Below are 1,905 nucleotides of genomic sequence, written 5' to 3' on the forward strand. Positions count from 1 at the left end.
TAAAGAACTAAATCAAAATATGAACTGGCAACGTATCAATTCAAGAATGAAACACAATGCGAGAAAAGTAAGAGTAATCGGAGACGATTTCAGGGAGCGAGATGCATGGTAACCAAAGAATTTTTAAAAACTAAACTTGAGTGTTCAGATATGTACGCTCAGAAACTCATAGATGAGGCACAGGGCGATGAAAATAGGTTGTACGACCTATTTATCCAAAAACTTGCAGAACGTCATACACGCCCCGCTATCGTCGAATATTAAGGAGTGTTAAAAATGCCGAAAGAAAAATATTACTTATACCGAGAAGATGGCACGGAAGATATTAAGGTCATCAAGTATAAAGACAACGTAAATGAAGTTTATTCGCTCACAGGAGCCCATTTCAGCGACGAAAAGAAAATCATGGCTGATAGTGACCTAAAACGATTCAAAGGCGCTCACGGGCTTTTATATGAGCAAGAGCTAGGGTTACAAGCAACGATATTTGATATTTAGAGGTGGCACATGGAAATAGAAATTAAATTTAACGAAACGTTCGAGGCACCTATGGGCTCGCCTCGTCCACGCTTTCGTAATACAGGTAGATTTGTTCAAACATACATGCCAACAGCTTATACAAATCATAAAGCGTATATACAAGGGCAAATGCCTAAGTTAAATCTAGAGCGCGCACTAAAAATCGAATTAGACTTTTACTTTCCATTACTTAAATCATGGTCGAAGAAAAAGAAAAGTGAAATGGTTGGACAGTATAAAGTGACTAAGCCGGATATCGATAACTTAATTAAAACAGTATTAGACGCATGTAATGGTCATGTGTGGAAAGACGATAACCAAATTACAGAAATAACTAGCTCAAAGCGTTATGGACTAGAACCAAAAATAATCATGCGAGTTGAGGAAGTGATCTAATGCAACAGCAAGCATATATAAACGCAACGATTGATATAAGGATACCTACAGAAGTTGAATATCAGTATTTTGATGATGTGGATATCGAAAAAGAAGCGCTGGCAGATTACTTATATAACAATCCAGACGAATTACTAGAGTATGACAATTTAAAAATTAGAAATGTAAATGTAGAGGTGGAATAAATGAGTGTCGTGAAGATTAACGGTAAACCATATAAATTTACCGAACATGAAAATGAATTGATAAAAAAGAACGGGTTAACTCCTGGAATGGTTGCAAAAAGAGTACGTGGTGGCTGGGCGTTGTTAGAAGCCTTAAACGCACCTTATGGCATGCGCTTAGCTGAGTATAAAGAAATCGTATTATCCAGAATTATGCAACGAGAGAGCAAAGAACGTGAAATAGCTAGGCAACGACGTAAAGAGGTTGAACTACGTAAGAGGAAACCACATTTGTTTAATGTACCACAAAAACATTCACGTGATCCGTACTGGTTCGATGTCACTTATAACCAAATGTTCAAGAAATGGAGTGAAGCATAATGAGCATAATCAGTAACAGAAAAGTAGATATGAATGAAACGCAAGACAATGTTAAGCAACCAGCACATTACACATACGGCGATATTGAAATTATAGATTTTATTGAACAAGTAACGGCACAGTATCCACCACAATTAGCATTTGCAATAGGTAATGCAATCAAATACTTGTCTAGAGCACCGTTAAAGAATGGTCATGAGGATATGGCAAAAGCGAAGTTTTATGTAGATAGAGTGTTTGACTTGTGGGAGTAATGACCATGACAGATAACGCGCGTAAAGAATACTTAAACCAATTTTTCGGCTCTAAGAGATATCTGTATCAGGATAACGAGCGAGTGGCACATATCCATGTAGTGAATGGCGCTTATTACTTTCACGGGCATATCGTACCAGATTGGCAAGGTGTGAAAAAGACATTTGATACAGCGGAAGAGCTCGGAATA

Annotated in this window: 6 protein-coding genes and 2 pseudogenes; all 8 read left to right on the top strand. The window is 37.5% G+C overall.

Annotated features, from left to right (window positions below):
• Positions 1–112, top strand: a pseudogene (locus FPQ13_RS12875) (DNA replication protein DnaC); the annotation flags it as partial.
• Positions 106–264, top strand: a complete 159-nt coding sequence (locus tag FPQ13_RS12880; protein WP_000256597.1) for a hypothetical protein — start codon at positions 106–108, stop codon at positions 262–264. The pseudogene FPQ13_RS12875 and the gene FPQ13_RS12880, both read left to right, overlap by 7 nt.
• Positions 265–276: 12 nt before the next feature.
• On the top strand, positions 277–498 hold the full coding sequence (locus FPQ13_RS12885) for a DUF3269 family protein (protein WP_001123684.1): 222 nt from the start codon (positions 277–279) through the stop codon (positions 496–498).
• A gap of 9 nt (positions 499–507) precedes the next feature.
• Complete coding sequence (locus FPQ13_RS12890) at positions 508–915, top strand: RusA family crossover junction endodeoxyribonuclease (RefSeq protein ID WP_000401950.1); 408 nt, start codon at positions 508–510, stop codon at positions 913–915.
• Positions 915–1,100, top strand: a complete 186-nt coding sequence (locus FPQ13_RS12895) for a DUF3113 family protein (protein WP_001187264.1) — start codon at positions 915–917, stop codon at positions 1,098–1,100. Before FPQ13_RS12890 ends, FPQ13_RS12895 begins: the two co-directional genes overlap by 1 nt.
• Positions 1,101–1,460 carry an SA1788 family PVL leukocidin-associated protein gene (locus FPQ13_RS12900; RefSeq protein ID WP_000117792.1) on the top strand — a complete coding sequence of 120 codons (360 nt, stop codon included), beginning with the start codon at positions 1,101–1,103 and terminating at the stop codon, positions 1,458–1,460.
• On the top strand, positions 1,460–1,714 hold the full coding sequence (locus tag FPQ13_RS12905) for a DUF3310 domain-containing protein (RefSeq protein ID WP_000022735.1): 255 nt from the start codon (positions 1,460–1,462) through the stop codon (positions 1,712–1,714). Before FPQ13_RS12900 ends, FPQ13_RS12905 begins: the two co-directional genes overlap by 1 nt.
• A pseudogene (locus FPQ13_RS12910) lies at positions 1,714–1,905 on the top strand (SAV1978 family virulence-associated passenger protein); the annotation flags it as partial. The gene FPQ13_RS12905 and the pseudogene FPQ13_RS12910, both read left to right, overlap by 1 nt.

Origin of the sequence: Allobacillus salarius (assembly GCF_007559425.1) — a bacterium.
GTDB lineage: Bacteria > Bacillota > Bacilli > Bacillales > Alkalibacillaceae > Allobacillus > Allobacillus salarius.

Excerpts from the sequence above, each read along its gene's own strand:
- FPQ13_RS12890 (WP_000401950.1), top strand. The coding sequence starts at position 508 with ATGGAAATAGAAATTAAATTTAACGAAACGTTCGAGGCACCTATGGGC.
- FPQ13_RS12880 (WP_000256597.1), top strand. The coding sequence starts at position 106 with ATGGTAACCAAAGAATTTTTAAAAACTAAACTTGAGTGTTCAGATATG.
- FPQ13_RS12895 (WP_001187264.1), top strand. The coding sequence starts at position 915 with ATGCAACAGCAAGCATATATAAACGCAACGATTGATATAAGGATACCT.
- FPQ13_RS12905 (WP_000022735.1), top strand. The coding sequence starts at position 1,460 with ATGAGCATAATCAGTAACAGAAAAGTAGATATGAATGAAACGCAAGAC.
- FPQ13_RS12885 (WP_001123684.1), top strand. The coding sequence starts at position 277 with ATGCCGAAAGAAAAATATTACTTATACCGAGAAGATGGCACGGAAGAT.
- FPQ13_RS12900 (WP_000117792.1), top strand. The coding sequence starts at position 1,101 with ATGAGTGTCGTGAAGATTAACGGTAAACCATATAAATTTACCGAACAT.